Consider the following 15921-nt stretch of genomic DNA (forward strand, 5'->3'; position numbering starts at 1 on the left):
GGTAGGCGATCGCTTGGGCGGTCCAGGGCGGCTGGTTCAGCGTGGCGGCGGTGCTGAGGGCGTGGGCGGTGCTGGTGACGTCGCTGGCATCGCCTGCTTGATGTCCGAAGCCGCCGTCGGTGTTCTGCGCGTGCTGCAGGTAGCCGCCGGCCCGGTGCAGGGCCTGGTCGATGCGTGCGCTCAGCGTCTGGTCGGACGTGGTGCGCAAGCAGGTGAGGGCTGCGGTGGTGCGGCGCAGGGCGTGGGCCTGGGTGAGGCTCCAGCTGCGTTCGAAGGTGCCGTCGGGCTGCTGGGCGTGCAGCAGGAAGAGCGCGGCGCGGTGCAGCAGGGCGGCGTAGCGGTGCGGGTCGGGGGCCAGGGCCAGGACGGCGTTGGCGGTCATGACGGGTTCGGAAGGCTCGCCGCGCAGGTAGGTGGGGAAGCCGCCGTCCTCGCCTGCCAGGGCGGCCAGGTGCGCGCGGCCGGAGGTGAGGGCGTGGCTGTAGCGGGTGGGGTTCAGGGCGTGCAGGGCTTCGAGGGCGGCGCCGGTGCTTTCGACGTCGGCCTGGGTGACGCGTTCGGTGTAGGCCCAGCCGCCGTCGTCGTTTTGGTGCTCGGCGAGGTAGTCGCCGATGCGTACCAGCAGCTCGTGATGGTGGGGCGGGGCGCAGCGGGCCAGGGCCAGGCCGGCCACGCTGGTGATGAACAGGGTGTGGTCGGGGATGAAGGGCAGGCCGCCGTCGGGGTTGGCCACCTTCAGCAGGGCGTCGATGCCGTCGGCGACGAGCCGGTTGCCGGGGTCGGTGGTGTGCAGGGCGAGCAGGGCCAGGGTGTGGGCGCCGACGTTGCCCTCCCACACCTCTCGCCGGCTCGCCGCCAGCCGGGTGGTGAGGAAGCGCTGATCCTGGGCGTCGGGTCGGTGGCCGAGGCCGTGGGTGGCCAGGATCTTCATGGCGCAGCCGGTGAGTTCTGCCCAGGTGCTCTGGCCTCGGTAGTCCAGGCGGGCGGCGCGGGGCGGGTAGGTGCCCTGTCCGAGGACGGCCAGGTGGAGGGCGAACAGCAGCTGCTTGCGGCCTCGGGTGTGTGCGGGGATGCCGTCCAGGGCCTGGTCCAGGGCCTGGTCCAGGCCCTGGACCAGGGTGGGCGGCGGCTGGGCAAAGCTCAGGGCGGCCTGGGCCAGGAGCTGCTCCACCGGGTGCAGATGGGGGTCGGTGCGGCGGGTGGCGATGAAGTGCTGCAGGCGGGTTTGCACGTGGGGGTAGCGGTTGTGCCGGCGTAGGAGGGTGAGCATCAACGCCGACTCCAGCACCCGGCTGTGCGTCGGTTCGGCGAACGCGCCGCGCTCGTCGAAGGCGGCCGCGACCCGGTCGGCCACCCGCATCATGCACGCCCGCACCGCGGGTGCCCGCAGCGTGCCTGCCCGCAGCGGGGACCGCTGCTCGTCATGGTCGGCGGGGACGGCGCTTTGCGTCAACGTTTCTCCTTCTTCTGATTGCTGAAGCCGCCGCCGGTCGCGCCGAGGAGAGCGGGCAGGGTGGCGGGGCGGCCCGGTGGGATGTCCGGCGGTGGGGGCGGCAACGCGGTCAGGTGGTGAGCGGTTGCCGGGTAGCGGCCGGATTCCTGCAGCCAGGCCAGGTGGGTGCCGGGCATCGTGCAGATCGTGTGTGCGATCTGGGCTATGCCCGTCCGCTGGTGGGGGTGCAGGGTTCGGGTGGTGTGGTGCAGCCGGCGGCGTGCGGCGAGCATGTGCCGGGCCCGGTCCTGGATGCGCTCGCTCACCTGCCGCACCGCGCTCTGGAGATCGCAGCCGGATGCCCGTTGCAGGACGATGACGTAGTTGGTGCTCTCCCCTGCGGCTGCCTCGCGGGGCAGGGACAGCAGGTCGTTGGTCCAGGCGGTCAGGTCGTTGGAGGCCTGGCACATCTGCTGCCAGCATGGCGTTTGCGCGATGGCGGGTGGGACCTCGGCGTGGTGCAGGGCCTCGACCAGGTCGTACATGAACGCGCCGTTGGCGTCACGCCGCAGCGCCGGATACTCCTGGGGTGTGGGGGTGCTGCCCCGGCGGCGGTGCTCGATCTGGGTCAGGAAGGCGTCGCGGTGGCGGTGCAGGTGATCGCGGAAGCGGCGCCGCCACTGCGGCGACATGCCAGCCGCGGTGGCCGGCCATAGGTCGGCTACCGCGGCGATGACCGGCGGCGGCGCCGGGTCGAGGGCGGGCCGGTGGTGGCCGTCGATGACGGCGGTGAGCGCCTGGTACAGGTCGAGCACCGCGCTCGCGCAGTGGCCCAGGGGGCCTTCGTCCTGCTCATCGTCGAGGTGGAACAGCACGGTGATCCACCGGGCCAGGCGTTCGACGTCCCCGGTGGCGGCGTCGGGGATCATGCGGGCGGCCGGTCAGCCACGGCCGGGCCGGTCGGCCTTTGTCGTCGAGCACCCAGATGTCCAGCTCGGTGTGGTCCGCCTGCCAGATCTCGTTCGGAGCCTTGGCTTCGCGCCGGTACACCAGGTCGTAGATCTCGCGGTATTTTTTGGTGCCCTCAAGACCGAGAGTGACCAGCGCGGGGTCCAGGTCGGCGACGATGCGGGCCACGGTCCGGTAGGCGGGCGAGGGCCAGCCGTGCGCCTTGGCGATGCTTTCGGCCTGCCGGTGGATGGTAGCCGCGCTGGGGCGAGGCTTGCGCAGGGCCAGCCCTTCGATGAAGGCTACGAGCTCGTCAGGGAACCGACGCAGCCCCTTGTCGCGGCGGCCCGGGCGCGTCAAGGCGTCCAGGCCGCCTTGCCGGTAGTCGGCCAGCCACCGCTGCAACGTCCGATAGGAGACGCCGCCCTCGTCCTGGGCCGCGGCCAGCTGCGCCAGCGGTACTTCCTCGTGCAGGTGCGGCGTGAGCATCTCGTACCGGCTCATGGCCAGGGCGCGCCCGGCCAAGCCGCCGGACACGCGGCCGGAGCTCCCGCTGCCCGGTCTGGCTTGTGCGTGTTGTTCGCTCGCGGTGCTCACCCCGTTATCGTCCGTCCCCACGATGACCGCCCACCACACCCGCGGGCGCCACGGTTGCGACTACCCGCGCATAGCGGGACCCCGCCCCAGTCCGCCGCTGCAACGGGTCGCCGATCAGCCCAGTCCTGGCCGCGCTACCAGGCACACGTTGAGTTGTTAAGCGGTCTCCTGCGGCTTGAAACCGACTCCGGTTGTCGCAGTTGTGGTCGACGGGGACGTGTGCCCCGCCGCCACATCCGCGTCCGTCGGGTGCCGCGGTGGTGTCGTGGCGCTTGCTCACGGCCTCGAGTTCCAGCGCGATTTCCATGCCGAGCCTGGTCGAGGGCGGAGCCGGCTGTAGCCCCGTGTGTCAGCCGGCCCATGTGTCATGGCTGCCCGGGCAGGACTTAGTCCTTGATGACGTTGTCGCGTGGACCAGCGTAGACAGGGTTCCTGTCGAAGCGCTTGTCGGTGACGAGCAGGCGGATCAGTTGCGGGTTGCGGACGGACTCCTCCGCCTCCCAGACGATCCAGTTGTCGCCGACGGGTTTGGTTTGCGTGCGGAGCTCGCCGAAGCCGCCCGGGTTGTCCGGCGCGACCGCCATGATCAGGTACTCGATCTTCAACCCGCGCCTCTTGAGCTCGGGCAGGACCTCGCCGACGGTCTTCTCGTCCACCCGGAAGCCGGCGAGTGCGCGGCCCTTCGTGGTTGCCAGCCGGTAGTCGGACTTGACCCCCGCCTTCGGTTCGTGTGACTTGTCGGGCACGAGAACGCAAGGGGCGACCGGGCCGCTCATAAGGATCGTGCTGGTGCTGTGGTCACTGATCGTCCAGACGAACGTCTGGCCGGGCTTGAAGAGCTTGGTGTCGATCCGCATCTGCCAGCCCTGGCTGTGTTCCTCCCCGGGGATGTTCTCCGGCACGGAGTACAGGCCGCGGGGAATGTCCTGCACCAAGGTTCCGCGCGGTTCCTGGCACCACTTGCCCGGGGGCGCGTAGTCGACGGTGGCCGGGACATTCAGTTCCTTCAACCGCTTCGCCAGCCCTGCCTTGTCGCGGAAATCCCGGATCTGGACGTACACGACACCGTCGGGTTCCTTGGTGACCGCGTAGGAGGGGGTGCCGCTCTCCTTCAGCAGGCTCGGCCCCACCACGATGCCCACGGCGAGCAGCCCCGCGCCCGCCAGCCCCAAGGCCAGCCGCCGGGCAGGGCGCCAGCGGGGGCGGACGCTGGACGGGCCGGGCTGCTCGGCGGCGATTGAGGCCAGCAGCTTCCGCGCCCCCACATCGGAGGCATGCCCTCCCGGCTTGCCCGGTTCCACCCGGGCCAGCGCACGCGTGATCTCGTCGATGTTCTTCATCACAGATGTCCCTCCGCGGGGGCCAACCGGCCTTCCGATGTGAAGTGCACGTCCGCCTCGGCGAGCGCGCGGGCGAAGCGCCTGCGGGCGCGGTGGAGTCTGATGCGTACGGCGTTGCGCGACATACCGAGCACGGCGGCGATCTGCTGTCGGTCCAGTCCCTCCCAGGCGACCAGGGACAACACCTCCCGATCGGTGTCCGGTAAGGCGCGGAAGATCTGCGCGATCGCCGTCAGCTCGACCCCGCTGTCGGGCGCGGCCTGGTACAGGTCGGCCATTTCGGCATCGAGCTCCACACTGAGGGCCTGGCGGCGCACCTCGACCCGATAATGGTTGGCCAGCACCTTGCGCGCCACGCCATACAGCCACAGCGTGGCCTGCTCTCCATCCGGCACTTCGCCCATCCGCCGCCAGGCGATGGCAAAGGTTTCCGCCACGACGTCCGCCGCATCCTGCGGCGAGTGGCAGCGACGGGCCGCATACGCCGTGATCTGGCCATACGTCTCCCGGTAAACGGACTCGAACCTGGCCAGCTCACTACCCACGGGCTGGTCCCGCGTCCGGTCTCCTCGGCATCCCCATGGCCGCCTCCTTCATAGCTTTGACTTACGGACATCTGTGCCTATGTAGGGAGTCGGGCCATCATTTCGCGCCAGGGCGGAGAAATTGCGTAGCTATCCCGCCGCAGCGAATAGAGCCGAACCTCGGATGGTCCCCGTCGGCGCCCCTGCCGGGATGTCGATTCACTTCAGGAAATGGCCCTTCCGTGAAGTAATGTGGCTGCATGCCGTCCTCCACTCCCAGTTCGGCGTCCGTGCCCGCTGGGCGGGATCACGCCGAAATCACTTCACGAAAGGTGGTCGGGCTTCCCGAGCGCCTCGATCCGGCCGACGACAGCCTCCCGATGTGGACGGAGCGTTACCTCGATCTAGCCGTGCGCGGGGTCCGTTCGGCGGAGGTCACCGCCAAGATTGCCCGGCACCTGGAGCGCTTCGGCGCGTGGATCGTCGACGGCCTCGGGCACGACCGGCTCTCGGCCATCACCCCGCGCGAGATCACCGCCTGGCGCGACCACCTGGCCGCCGCCGGCAACCCCGGCCGCGACGGCACGCCCGCGCCGATGGCGCCGGCGACCGTCAACAACCACCTCGCACACCTGTCGGCGATGTTCTCCTGGATCGCCGCACACGCCCCCAAAGCTCTGCTGCGCCACGGGGACCCGACCAAGAAGGTCGCCCCGCTGCCGCTGCCCGCCCCGCAGCCGCGCGCCCTGGCCGCCGCGCAGATGCGCACCGTCAAGAACGTGGTCGACCGGATCGAAAGCTTCCACGAGCTCAAGGGCCGCCGTCACCGCGGCACCGGCGCGCGTGCCCATGCTCATGCCCGCCCGCTGCGCGATCGGTCAATCGTCTACTTGCTGTTCGGCACCGGGCTGCGCCGCGCCGAAGTGGTCGGCCTGGACCTGGACCAGTTGGAGCCGGCCAGTGCGGACCGGCTGCGTCAGGCCAAGAAGGCGCGCCTGACCGGCGTGCGCGGCAAGGGCCGCACCAGCCGCACCGTGTTTCTCGGCCGTGACGCCCGCCAGGCGCTGGCCGACTACCTGGAGCTCGAACGGCCCAGCGACGCGGCCGCCAGCACCGACGCCGCGGCGTTGTTCCTGTCGGCCGCCTCCATCGCCGCCCGCCGCCCCGACGGCCGCCTGTCGCCGCGCTCGATCAACACCATCGTCGGCGAGATCTGCCGCCTGCACGACGCCCAGACCACCGATCCCGACCGCAAGCTCGGCACCCTGCGCCCGCACGACGCCCGCCACACCTTCGCCTTTGGTCTGTCGCAGGCCTCCGGCCACAACCGCGCCGAACTCGAGCGCCGCCTCGGCCACGCCAACGACCGCTACCTGCGCCTGTACACCAACCCACCCGACGACATCGCCGCCGACTACGTCGAAGACCTATGACCGCGAGACCTGGACACCCCAACACGACGAAAGCGTGGCAGAAATAGCGACGCTAACTGTGGCACGTCACAGCTTTTGGCCTGCAGTTCGGGCGCGGTGCGGCCGGCCTCGGCCAGATGTTGTAGCGCTGTGCCGGAGCTGGTGCAGGGTCCAGCCTTCCCCGCGCGGGTCGAGCTCGGCTGTGGCCTGCTTGAACAGGTACTCGGCGCGAGGGTAGGACAGCCGTCCCCGTCTGGTGGTGGGGCAGGTGTCGGCGGCCGCGGGCGCGCGGGCTCCGGAGGCGGGGGCGCGCCGGTCGGTCAGGAAGAGCGGTCCGGCGGTGCGGCCGTTCAGCAGGCGGGCGGTGGCGGTGGCCCAGTGCACGTATTCGAGGGCGCCGCCCTTGCTGGGGACGCGGGCGCGGCGGAACTCCAGGTCCAGGTCCTCGACGTTCAGCGACAGGATCTCCTCGGCGCGGGCGGCGGTCTCGTACAGGAGCCTCCAGAACACCCTTTCGCGCAGGGGGTGGGCGGTGTGCAGCACCTTTACCTGAGCAGCGACGATCACAGCGTCGCGCTCTCCACCATGACAGGCGTCCACGACGGGCCCTTCGGACCGTATCCCGCCACCGGCAGCAAGCTCGCCCGCCCGTGGTGCGAAGTCATGCGCTACGACTCCAGCGGGCGGGCCGTCCGCTGCGATTACTTCTACGACACCACGACGGCCTGATCCAGCTCGGACACGCAGAACCCCCGCCGGACTGAGGCCGCGATCACGTCGCCTCCCAGCATCGAAGACCGCCCGCGGCCGATCTGATCGACCCGCGCGGGCGGACGTCTTGCGGCGCTGAACTCACAGCGGCGCAGCGCCGCTGTGAGTCCGCTTCAAACGCCTGCCCAGATGCCGGCCGTCACGGCGGCCGGCTCCCGCCTCGAACGAGCGCGGACCGGCCGGGGAGCGATCTCCGAGGGCGCCGCTGTCTCACGCCGGCCAGGGCCGTGGTTGACGTGGCCGCTGTGGCGGCGTGGGCTCCCGATTCGGCTGCCGGGCCGACGGTGGCGCGCCGGGGGCAGAGTGCGCCTCTCGCACGGGGCCGCGGGTCCTGGTGCGAAGGGCGGGTGAGTGGCGGTCTGGCCGGGTCTAGAAGATCGGCTTGCCGTAGACGCGTACGTAGCGGTCTCCTTGGAAGAGGTAGTACTGAAAGAGTTCGCTGGGAACCATGCAGGCGGCCGACAGGCCGGAGGCAAAGCTGGTGCCCGCCACGGCGGGGAAGGCGTCGGAAATGCGCATGCAAGCTCTGAGGCTTTCGGTGTCGGTGTTGTAATAGGCCACCTGGTCGCCCTTGAACAGGTAGACGTGGGAAGACATATAGGACTGGCATGCCGCGTCGAGGTCGCTGGTGAAGATGGTGCCACGCAGCCCGGGCCAGCTGGCGTGGATGCTGTTGACGCCGCCGTGTTCCTCCTGGCGGATGTCGTAGTTGACGTAGCGGTCGCCGCGGAAGAGGTAGACGTCGTGCTCGGCGCCGGGTACTGAGCAGGCCGCGTCGATGCCCTCGGCGAAGACGGTGCCCTTCAGAGCGGGCCAGCCTCCACCGGTGTTCCCGGGGCCGCCGACGATGCTCTCGGTGTCCACGTCGTACCTCAAGTACTGGTCGTCCTTGAAGAAGTAGATCTCCCCGCCGGCGTCGGGCAGGTTGCAGGCGGCTGCCAGGTCGCGAACGAAGACGGTGCCGTACAGGCCGCGCCAGCCGTTGGAGATGAGACTGCCGTCGCCGGAGGCCGGATGGCCGGGGTTCTCGCCGGTGTAGCGGACGATCAGGCTGAAGCGGCCCATGCCCTGGGAGGTGCGGTCGAACTCCCACGGCATCCGGTGGCTGTCGTTGTAGTGGTAGAGGGCGGCCAGGTCCGCGCGCCCGAAGGCGAAGGCGCGGGTGAGCACCATGTCGTCTTTGTTGCGCAGGTGCTCAATGATGGTCGCGAACAGGCTCAGAGCCGAATACAGGTGGCCATACAGGTCCATCCCGGGGATGACGCTGAGGAACAGGTCGTGGTACTTGAGGGTTTCCACGATGTCCCGCAGGGCGTTGCCGAGCGCGGTGTACCAGCGGTCACCGGAGTCGTCGGCCTCCCACACGGTGATCGCGGCCGAGCCGCACCCGTCCAGGCGGGTGTCGAAGAAGACCTTGTCGCCGGTGATGAGGAATTCTTTGCCCTCGGTGACCGAGCCGGTCTCGTTGGTGCGCAGGGTGCGCTCGAAGTCGGTGGCGTTGGCGGCGGCCGTCCAGTAGATCTCGTCCCTGCCGCCGCCCTGGTCGCCGACCGCTTTGTGGCAGAAGAACGACTGCATCTCCAGCTTGGCGTGGAACGGCGCCCGCGCCGCCGGGTCGGCCGTCTCGTCGTCGGCGCCGGAAAAGCCGGTCACGCCGAAGCCGTGCTCGGCCAGCGCCGCGGTGAACTCGGCGCTGTCGAAGCCCTGGCCGTCGGTCAGGTGTGCGCGGTTCACCACGGCCAGGTTCGGCATCGTGGCCACCAGCGGCAGCATCTCGGCGAAGGCGGCCTTGTAGGCCTGCTCGTCGAAGCCCTGCTGCAGCGGCCGGGAACTGACCGACGTGGGCACGATCTCGGCCGAGCGTCCGCCGGACAGCTGCTGATGGTAGATGCGGCCCATGGCGTGCAGGTGGTCGGTGCCCAGCACCCGCTCCAGCGGCGCCAGCACCGAGCGCTCCAGCTCGGTCAGCTCCAGTCCCTGATCGGCCCGGGCCGCGGCGTGCAGCAGCACGCCGGTCATCAGGTTCACCGGGCCTTGCTTGCGCAGCCGCCGCGCGTGGGCCTGCTGGGCGGCCTGCAGGCCCTGCCCGGACAACAGCGCCTGCCAGCGCTCCAGCCGCTGGGTGTGCTCCTCGGCGGTGAACGCCGCTGTTCCGACCTCGCTCATGATGGTCCCCCTTCGTCGCGTCGTCTCCAGCGCCTCGAGCACGGCCTCGAGCAGACACCGCGCACGCGTGTGTGGACCCGAGCGGATGTGAGCGTGGAGACGCAACGGCACGTGTTTGTGCCATTGCTGACGTAAGTGACGGTGGAGAATATGGGCGCTTGCCACTACGCACGAGACGTGGGCCGGGCCCGCGCGGCCGTGCCTACCGGCCCAGAAGGCTGCAGCATCCGTGATCGACCCGGTGGCGCCGTGATCGGGCAGGGCATCACGTTGTGATGCCGGCGGCCACCAGCAGGCCAGCGCCCAGCCGCCCAGCCGCAAGGAGTCCTTGGCGCCCCATCGTCTCGGCCGCCGGTTGCGCTTGGCCGCTGGAGCCCGCACTGGTGTCCCAGCGCCCGCAGCACACCAACGGTGGAGCGCGGCCCGGATGCCGCGCCACCGCCATGCCCCCGGCCGCAGCCCCGGCCCCGTCCACACCCGCGGTGGCGCCTAGGTTCTGCCGGCGCCCTCAAGCCGGCACCCCGACGATACGAGCGGTCAGGGAACCGTGAGGCGGTGGCCGAAGTCGTTGATCAGAATGGAGGTGGCCGAAGAGGGAACGTAGAGGACTCGCTGAGCAGCAGGAACCTCGTTAACCTCGGATCCGTGGGCGGCCCAGACGGAGGATTGCCCGCGCTGCGACCGACGGTCGGGTCGCTCACCGCCATGGCATACCCCGGCCCTCACCGCCGCAGGACCGTCTTCGACCGGGCCCCACGTACTGATCTGGACTTCGTAGAGGCGTTAGTCGGCCGGAGGCGGTGAAGCTGGGGCAAGCCGCTGGCGTTCCAGGTCGGGCAGGAGCACCGTGCTCTCCTGCTCGCGGGGGTCGGTGCGGGCCAGTACGACCTCGGCCGGCTCTCTGTCGCTGAGGTTGACGGGCATGTGCGGGGTACTGGCCGGGATGTAGATGAACTCGCCTTGGCGGGCTTCGAGGTAGTGCTGCAGATCCTGGCCGTACCAGGCGCCCACGGCGCCCTTGATGACGTAGATGGCCGTCTCGTGGTGATCGTGTTTGTGGGCCCGGCCACCTCCGGCGGGCGGGATGGTCTGCAGGTGCATGCAGATGTTGCGGGCGCCCACGGTTTCGGCGGCGATGCCGGCGAAGAACTGCAGGTGTTGTTTGCCCTCGTACATCACGGCGGAGCGGATGACGCGGCAGTGGCCGTCAGGCTGCGAGGAGTGGTCCACGACGTCTCCTCAGAGCCGGCCGAAGATCAGGTTGCCGGGCGCGTCCGGATCGGTGCTGCTGTAGAAATCGCGCTGCGCGGCGTGGATCTCGCCGACGTCCAGATGGCCGCTGGCGTCGGTATCGAGCCGGCCGAAGACTGCGCGGCGCTCGTCATCGGGCAGCGCGGAGATGCCGGGGATGGCGGCGAACTCCTCGTAGGAGATCCGGCCGTCGCCGTCGGCGTCGCAGACGGCGAGGATGGATTCGGCGATGCGGCCGGCCGTCACGGCATAGCCGTTCGTGCGGAATTCCTCGCCGGCGAGATAGGCGACGAACTCGGCGCGGGTCAGTTGTCCGTCGCTGTCGTTGTCGGCGCTGTGGATCAGGGCGTTCCACATGCTCGCGTACGCGGCCAGCACGTCGCGGCCCTTGGCGGAGCCGGCGGGGACCCCGAATGCCGCGAGGAAGCGCACAGCGGCGGCCTCGAAATCGTCCTTGGTCAGCATGCCGTCGCCATCGGCATCGAACAGGGCGAATCGCTTGTCGAACTTCCGGGTCAGGATGTCAGGTATGGCAACGGCCATGGCATCTCCGGTCAGTGGGGAAGCAGCGTCTCGACGGCATGAGCAACCCAACATTACGCAAAGCAACGGTCAATTACAATATGTAATCAGTGGGGGGATTGCCCGGCAGTGGTTCTTGATCGCCCCGCCGCTGATGCGCACCGGTCCCGATCGGCTAGGAATCCTGCGGACGTCAACGGGTCCTGCGCCGGGCGGAGGGGTCATGCTCGGCGGTGATGCGGGCGGAGGTCTCCTCGCCAAGCGCAGGTAGCGGCGGAGGCTGGACAGGCTCTGGTGGCGGGACTTGGCTTGCAGCTCCGGGGCGGTGCGTCCGGCTTCGGCCAGATGCTGCAGCGCGCTGTGCCGGAGTTGGTGCAGCGTCCACCCCTCACCGTTCGGGTCGAGCTCGGCGGAGGCGGTCTTCCGCCATGCCCCCGGCCGCTGCCGTGCCGGCCGCCCAAACCTCCCGCGCACGCGTTCCCAGGTCGGCCGCACCTGGCATTACCTGTCCATACGTGGCGCTGGCCTTCCGCGTCTGCGTAGCTCCTCGCGCATCGGATCTGGGCAAGCCCCGTGCGTGGCCTGCGAATTCTATGCAGGGGTGACCCATGCCTCACCGTCACGTCATATCACTGTCAGTATTCATCGAATTACCGTCAGCAGGCGGCGGTGGTGATCACCAGGATCCGGGCCGCCCGGCACGGGCGATCATCTCCTGGCCGGACAGCGGACGGCGACGTGATCGTAGGCCGGTCATGCCAGGCGATCCGCCGTTGAGGGACCCCCGGGAAGACGCTCGGGGCAGAGCGAAGGCGAGGTGGCGGGTGCATCTGACTCCGCATGAACAGGAACGCCTGATGATCCATGTGGCCGCGGATGTGGCCCGCAGACGCAAGGAGCGGAGGGTTCCCCTCAACTATCCGGAGGCAGTTGCGCTGATCACCGCGCATGTGCTGGAGGCGGCCCGGGACGGCAGGTCCGTCCACGAGCTCATGTCCACCGGCAACGAGATTCTCTCCCGGAGCGACCTCATGCCGGGCGTCGCGGAGATGATCTCCGACCTGCAGATCGAGGCGACATTCCCCGACGGCACCAAGCTGGTCACCATCCGCAACCCCTTCGCCGACAACGAGGAAGACGGGGACGACGAGGCAGACGGCGTGCAAGGCGCGGAGGAACCGCGGGCGCTGATCCATCCGGGGAAGATCGACCACCCCGAAGGCGCCGAGCAGGTGCCCTTCAACGAGGGGCGCGAGATCACGACGGTGGAGGTGACCAACACCGACGACCGCCCCATCCAAGTGGGCTCGCACTACCACTTCTACGAGGCCAACCCTCTCCTGGACTTCGAACGCTCCCTCACCTACGGCAAGCGCCTGCACATCCCCGCCGGCAGCTCGGTCCGGTTCGAACCCCGGTGCACCCGCACGGTGACGCTGGTGCCCATCGAGGGCAAACGCATCGTGGCCGGCCTGCGCGGCCAGGTCGGAGGGCAGCTCGATGGATGAAGCCCTGGACGCATCGGCCGACACCACAGCAAGCACCCCAGCGGACACCGCCGTGGACCAGGCGTCTGGCGTGCTCGCCGCGCCGGTGGCGGACACCCCACCGCTGGAGTGCGGGCCTGGTGTGGAGATCCTGCCGATCGATCAACCCCTGACCCGCGTCCAGTACGCCGACCGGTACGGCCCCACGGCAGGCGACCGCATCCGGCTGGCCGACACCAACCTGCGGATCGAGATCAGCGAGGACTGGTCCGGCGGTCCGGGCCGCAGCGGCAACGAGGTCATCTTCGGCGGCGGCAAGGTGATCCGCGAGTCGATGGGCCAATCCTGCGCGCCGCGCGACCCGGCCCGGTTCGGCGCCCCGCGGCCGTCCGACACGGTCATCACCGGCGCGGTGATCTTGGACCACTGGGGCGTGGTCAAGGCCGACGTCGGCATCCGCGACGGCCGGATCGTCGCGCTCGGCAAGGCATACAACGACGAGACCATGGACCGGCTGCACGACGGCCACGAGCATGCCACCGACTTCCTGATCGGCCCGGAGACCGAGGTCATCGCCGGCAACGGCAAGATCCTCACCGCCGGCGGGATCGACACCCACGTGCACTTCATCTGCCCCGAGCAGGTGCACGAGGCACTCGCCTCCGGGGTCACCACGCTGATCGGCGGCGGCACCGGCCCGGCCGAGGGCAGCACCGCCACCACCGTCACGCCCGGCGCGTGGCATGTGGCCCGGCTGTTCGAGGCACTGGACGGCTTCCCGGTCAACATCGGCCTGCTCGGCAAGGGCAGCACCATGTCCACCGAATCCCTCTACAACCAGGTGGAGGCGGGCGTTCTCGGGTTCAAGATCCACGAGGACTGGGGGGCCACCCCCGCGGTGCTGCGCCGCTGCCTGGAGGTGTGCCGGGCGACCGGTGTGCAGCTGGCCCTGCACGCCGACTCCCTCAACGAGGCGGGCGCGGTCGCCGACACCATCGAGGCCATCGGGGACCACCCGATCCACGTCTTCCACGTCGAGGGTGCCGGCGGCGGTCACGCCCCCGACATGCTGACCATGGCGGGCCTGCCGAACGTGTTGCCCGCCTCCACCAACCCCACCAGGCCCTTGACCGTCAACACGGTCGCCGAGCACATCGACATGGTGATGGTCTGCCATCACCTCAACCCGCTGGTGCCGGAGGATCTGGCCTTCGCCGAGTCGCGGATCCGCCCCTCGACGATGGCCGCCGAGGACGTCCTGCACGACCTCGGCGCCATCTCGATCATGTCCTCGGACGCGCAGGCGATGGGCCGCATCGGCGAGATGATCATCCGGACGTGGCAGACCGCGCACGTGAACAAGGCCCGGCGCGGCCCGCTGGAGGGCGACCAGGCCAGTGAAGGCAACGGCGACGGCGGAGCCGACAACCACCGCGCCCGCCGCTACGTCGCCAAATACACCATCAACCCGGCCATCGCGCACGGCATCGATCACGAGGTGGGCTCCGTCGAGGTGGGCAAGCTGGCGGACCTGGTGCTGTGGGAGCCGAAGTTCTTCGGCGTCAAGCCGCACCGGGTGATCAAGGGCGGCCAGATCGCCTACGCCCAGGTCGGCGACGCCAACGCCTCCATCACCACCCCGCAGCCGATCCTGCCCCGGCCCATGTGGGGGGCGACGGGCCGGGCGCCGGCCGCCAACTCCGTCAACTTCGTCACCGAGCACGCCATCCAGGCGGGGCTGGCCGAACGGGTGCGCGTGGGCAAGCCGTTCGTGGCCATCCGCGACACTCGCAAGGTGTTCAAAGCCGACATGCGGGAGAACGACGCCTGTCCCGACATCGACATCGATCCCGACACCTTCGAGGTGGTGATCGGCGGTGCGACGGCCAAGGACGTCAAGACGGAGATCGACGACCAGCTCGTCGACGGCAGCCAGTACGCCGACACCCTGCCCATGGCCCAGCGCTACTTCCTGTTCTGACCACCGAACCCGAACCCGAGCGCACGAGAGGTGGGCCGCCCGCGATGACCCGCGCCGCCCTGCTGATCCTGGCCGACGGCCGCTTCCCCGCCGGCGGGCACGCCCACTCCGGCGGGGCCGAAGAGGCCGTCACCGCGGGCCGGGTGCGGGACGTGGCCAGCCTGGAGCAGTTCTGCCGCGGCCGGCTTCACACGGCCGGCCTGGTCGCGGCCGGGCTCGCGGCCGCGGCCGCCGCCGGGTACGACCCGCTGCTGCTCGAGCAGGCCGCCGACGCCCGCACCGCCAGCCCCGCGCTGCGGCACACCTCGCGCAGGCTCGGCCGGCAACTGCTGCGCGCCGCCCGGGCCGCCTGGCCCTGCGCCGAACTCGACGCCCTGGCCGGCGCGCGGCCGCGCGGCGCCCACCAGAGCGTGGTGCTCGGCCTGGCCGCCCGCGGCGCGGGGCTGATGCCGCTGGACGCCGCGTACGCGGCGGCGTACGAGAGCATCAGCGGCCCGGTCACCGCGACCGTCCGCCTGCTCCGGCTCGACCCCTTCGACGCCACCGCCGTCCTGGCCTGCCTGGCCCCCGACATCGACCACGTGGCGGCCGAGGCGGCCGAAGCAGCGCAGCGGATAGACACCGAGGCCATCGTCGCGTTGCCGGCCGCCTCGGCGCCGTTGCTCGACATCACCGCCGAACAGCACGCCACCCGACCGGCCCGCCTGTTCGCCTCCTGACCTGCCTTGATGGCCATGCCTTCGTGACCATGCTTCAACCTCTTGCCTGGAGGAGCCATGCACCTGCACCACAGCGACACCTTCCCTGACAGCCACACCCACGGCCCGGGCGGCTCCGCCGCCGCAGGGCCGGGCGGCCGACGCCGCGCCCTGCGCATCGGCCTGGGCGGGCCGGTCGGCTCCGGCAAGACCGCCACCGTCGCCGCCCTGTGCCGCACCCTGCGCGAGCAGCTGTCCATCGCCGTCGTCACCAACGACATCTACACCCGCGAGGACGCCGAGTTCCTGCTGCGCGAGGCCGTCCTGCCCGCCGAGCGCATCACCGCCGTGCAGACCGGCGCCTGCCCGCACACCGCCATCCGCGACGACATCTCCGCCAACCTCGAAGCCGTCGAAGACCTGCAGGACCGCCTCGGCCATCTCGATGTGATCCTCATCGAATCCGGCGGCGACAACCTCACCGCCACCTTCTCCAAGGGCCTCGTCGACGCCCAGATCTTCGTCATCGACGTCGCCGGCGGCGACGACATCCCCCGCAAGGGCGGCCCCGGCGTCACCACCAGCGACCTGCTCGTCATCAACAAAACCGACCTCGCCCCCCACGTCGGCGCCGACCTGGAAGCCATGGCCCGCGACGCCAAGGCCCAACGCGGCCACCTGCCCACCGTGCTGACCGCGGTCAAAACCCCAGGAGGCATCACGCCCGTGGCCGGATGGATCCACGAGTGCCTGGCCGCCTGGAGCGCGGGCCCCGCATGAGCCGAGCGGCCC

Annotated in this window: 16 protein-coding genes; 6 read left to right on the forward strand and 10 right to left on the reverse strand. The window is 70.2% G+C overall.

All coding sequences use genetic code 11. The annotated features are described in order from the left end of the window. The 5 genes from GUY59_RS41645 to GUY59_RS41665 form a co-directional block, all read right to left on the reverse strand. The coding region (locus tag GUY59_RS41645) for a prenyltransferase/squalene oxidase repeat-containing protein (RefSeq protein WP_161714980.1) at positions 1-1453 on the reverse strand (1453 nt) is incomplete at its 3' end. Then, positions 1450-2361, reverse strand: a complete 912-nt coding sequence (locus tag GUY59_RS41650; protein ID WP_161714981.1) for a terpene synthase family protein — start codon at positions 2359-2361, stop codon at positions 1450-1452. The genes GUY59_RS41650 and GUY59_RS41645, both read right to left, overlap by 4 nt. Next, entirely contained in the window at positions 2285-2917 is a 633-nt protein-coding gene (locus GUY59_RS41655) for a helix-turn-helix domain-containing protein (RefSeq protein ID WP_138207383.1), read from the reverse strand. Before GUY59_RS41655 ends, GUY59_RS41650 begins: the two co-directional genes overlap by 77 nt. 446 nt (positions 2918-3363) lie before the next feature. After that, positions 3364-4317, reverse strand: coding sequence for a hypothetical protein (locus GUY59_RS41660; RefSeq protein ID WP_138207381.1), 954 nt, complete (start codon positions 4315-4317; stop codon positions 3364-3366). After that, positions 4317-4862, reverse strand: a complete 546-nt coding sequence (locus GUY59_RS41665; RefSeq protein WP_138207379.1) for an RNA polymerase sigma factor — start codon at positions 4860-4862, stop codon at positions 4317-4319. The genes GUY59_RS41660 and GUY59_RS41665 overlap by 1 nt, the downstream gene beginning before the upstream one ends. 311 nt (positions 4863-5173) lie before the next feature. Here GUY59_RS41665 and GUY59_RS51060 point away from each other — a divergent pair, with 311 nt between their 5' ends. Next, positions 5174-6274: a tyrosine-type recombinase/integrase gene (locus GUY59_RS51060; RefSeq protein WP_161714982.1), complete on the forward strand. Its 1101-nt coding sequence runs from the start codon at positions 5174-5176 to the stop codon at positions 6272-6274. A 66-nt stretch (positions 6275-6340) separates the two neighbouring features. On the opposite strand, the gene GUY59_RS49520 is transcribed toward GUY59_RS51060, so the two are convergent. Next, positions 6341-6820, reverse strand: a complete 480-nt coding sequence (locus GUY59_RS49520; protein ID WP_171055588.1) for a tyrosine-type recombinase/integrase — start codon at positions 6818-6820, stop codon at positions 6341-6343. Positions 6821-6838: 18 nt separating this feature from the next. On the opposite strand from GUY59_RS49520, the gene GUY59_RS49525 reads away from it, so the two are divergent. Next, positions 6839-6982 (forward strand): hypothetical protein, encoded by a 144-nt coding sequence (locus GUY59_RS49525; protein WP_236668025.1) that lies wholly within the window; start codon positions 6839-6841, stop codon positions 6980-6982. 411 nt (positions 6983-7393) lie between these two features. On the opposite strand, the gene GUY59_RS41680 is transcribed toward GUY59_RS49525, so the two are convergent. The 4 genes from GUY59_RS41680 to GUY59_RS41695 form a co-directional block, all read right to left on the reverse strand. After that, positions 7394-9190 carry a hemopexin repeat-containing protein gene (locus tag GUY59_RS41680; protein WP_138207373.1) on the reverse strand — a complete coding sequence of 599 codons (1797 nt, stop codon included), beginning with the start codon at positions 9188-9190 and terminating at the stop codon, positions 7394-7396. Positions 9191-9973: 783 nt separating this feature from the next. Continuing rightward, positions 9974-10420: a cupin domain-containing protein gene (locus GUY59_RS41685; RefSeq protein WP_138207371.1), complete on the reverse strand. Its 447-nt coding sequence runs from the start codon at positions 10418-10420 to the stop codon at positions 9974-9976. A 9-nt stretch (positions 10421-10429) separates the two neighbouring features. After that, the gene (locus tag GUY59_RS41690; RefSeq protein ID WP_161714983.1) at positions 10430-10984 is read right to left on the reverse strand and encodes an EF-hand domain-containing protein; all 555 of its coding nucleotides are present in this window, start codon (positions 10982-10984) and stop codon (positions 10430-10432) included. 69 nt (positions 10985-11053) lie between these two features. Further along, positions 11054-11458: a tyrosine-type recombinase/integrase gene (locus GUY59_RS41695; protein ID WP_138207367.1), complete on the reverse strand. Its 405-nt coding sequence runs from the start codon at positions 11456-11458 to the stop codon at positions 11054-11056. A 260-nt stretch (positions 11459-11718) separates the two neighbouring features. Here GUY59_RS41695 and GUY59_RS41700 point away from each other — a divergent pair, with 260 nt between their 5' ends. The 4 genes from GUY59_RS41700 to ureG all read left to right on the forward strand — a co-directional run bounded on the left by GUY59_RS41700 (position 11719) and on the right by ureG (position 15909). Next, positions 11719-12471: an urease subunit gamma gene (locus tag GUY59_RS41700; RefSeq protein WP_269129065.1), complete on the forward strand. Its 753-nt coding sequence runs from the start codon at positions 11719-11721 to the stop codon at positions 12469-12471. 121 nt (positions 12472-12592) lie between these two features. Next, positions 12593-14431, forward strand: a complete 1839-nt coding sequence (locus tag GUY59_RS41705) for an urease subunit alpha (protein ID WP_289514346.1) — start codon at positions 12593-12595, stop codon at positions 14429-14431. Positions 14432-14475: 44 nt separating this feature from the next. Further along, a complete protein-coding gene (locus GUY59_RS41710) occupies positions 14476-15150 on the forward strand; it encodes an urease accessory protein UreF (protein ID WP_138207361.1) in 675 nt (224 codons plus the stop codon). Between the two features lie 57 nt (positions 15151-15207). Continuing rightward, positions 15208-15909: an urease accessory protein UreG gene (gene ureG / locus GUY59_RS41715; RefSeq protein ID WP_138207359.1), complete on the forward strand. Its 702-nt coding sequence runs from the start codon at positions 15208-15210 to the stop codon at positions 15907-15909. Positions 15910-15921: the final 12 nt, after the last annotated feature.

This window comes from Nonomuraea sp. K271, assembly GCF_009908215.1.
Taxonomy (GTDB): domain Bacteria; phylum Actinomycetota; class Actinomycetes; order Streptosporangiales; family Streptosporangiaceae; genus Nonomuraea; species Nonomuraea longispora.